The organism is Chimaeribacter californicus (assembly GCF_002858675.1).
In the GTDB taxonomy this organism is placed as follows: domain Bacteria; phylum Pseudomonadota; class Gammaproteobacteria; order Enterobacterales; family Enterobacteriaceae; genus Chimaeribacter; species Chimaeribacter californicus.
In genome coordinates, this window is the sequence record NZ_PJZF01000070.1 from 1 (window position 1) to 1,330 (window position 1,330).

At 46.5% G+C, this 1,330-nt stretch carries 2 protein-coding genes; both read right to left on the reverse strand.

From position 1 onward, the window contains the following. Window positions 1-482: hypothetical protein (locus CYR55_RS22845; RefSeq protein ID WP_146001041.1), on the reverse strand; the 482-nt coding region annotated here is incomplete at its 3' end. A gap of 525 nt (window positions 483-1,007) precedes the next feature. Beyond that, the coding region (locus CYR55_RS23705) for an SGNH/GDSL hydrolase family protein (protein ID WP_206604065.1) at window positions 1,008-1,330 on the reverse strand (323 nt) is incomplete at its 5' end.

The window sequence follows — 1,330 nt, forward strand, 5'->3', positions numbered from 1 at the left end:
ATAGTGCGCAGGCGCTTGAGCCGCTTTTCCTTCAACTGATGGTCATAATCAGAGAAACAATTGGATCGGTATGCCGCTGCAATAGCGGCATTAACCTTTTCGCATATTTCCCAAAGCTCATTGAACTGGCTCCGGTCAGTGGATGGGCTGGCAATAAGCGCCCGCGCGGCAGTTACCTCTTCACTTGAAACCTTATGGATTAATACCGGCGGCTTCTTTTTTGCGACCTGGGCTGTATTGACCAGCTCAGTTTTGATGTCAGTCCAGTCATTGCGAAACGCGCTGCATAAACCGCGCTGTAACCAAAAGGTGACCGTCAGGCGGCCATCGTCCCCAACAGTTAGGCGTTGAAAATCAGGATATTTGCTGCTCAGTTTTTGTGTGGCGCTCTCGATGGCCATTGGCTCACCGACGATGGCCATGTTGACGTAGCCAGCCTTATAAAGCCGGCTACTTTTCGGCAGGAGGTAGCTCTTAATCATGTGAATAGTCTCGGTTCTTGTTTGGTCGCCTGGAACTATATCGGGTCATAGACCCGCACTCAACAATTATTTAGAATTAGCCCCAACACTGATCTGATAGCTTAAAATACCGCCTATTACCATTTGTCAATCCCTAATTCGTCATGCTCAATAAGCAATGGCGTGCTGTGATACCGATAGCCACGCAGGGATTCTCTATGCTCTGGCACTTAAGCCAGGAGTGGGCGATTTTGGCAAAGTGTACAGCTTCCTCTATGTCTTCAAAGCACCAGCAATAGGTATTAGGAGACATTGGCGTGATCCCACCGCAAAATGAATGCGTGTACATAATCCTCAGGATCCCATGCCAGGAGCTGTCTAGGAGCTTACGTATACCCTGGAACCATGCCCTTAAAGGCAGGAAATCGCTTCCTTGTCTGTAGACTTTCGAAGGCGTCCGAACGTTACATAATTAATTCTAAATTCTTTAAGGGTACTGAAGGAGTTTGCGGGGAAATCTCCGCCGGAGCGGAGATGTGTAAATCATTAGAATAAATTAGCGATCTCTGTACGCCAGGCGCTATAACCTTTAAAATTGATATGCGTGTCATCTACAGAGAAGTCTGGATTTAATAGTCCGTTCACCGCAAGGGTTTTATTAATATCCACGTAGTGGTAGCTTTTCTGATTGCACATCACTTCTAACTTTTTATTTAAGTCGTTAATAACGATATTTTTTTGGTGCAGCGTTTTTCCCGAAAGCAGCGTGGATTCCACAATGATTTCCATACCGGCCGCTTTTAATTTCTCGGCAATTTCACCTATATTATTAGCGATGCCGTCCGCACTCATGCCGCGGTCAATGTCGT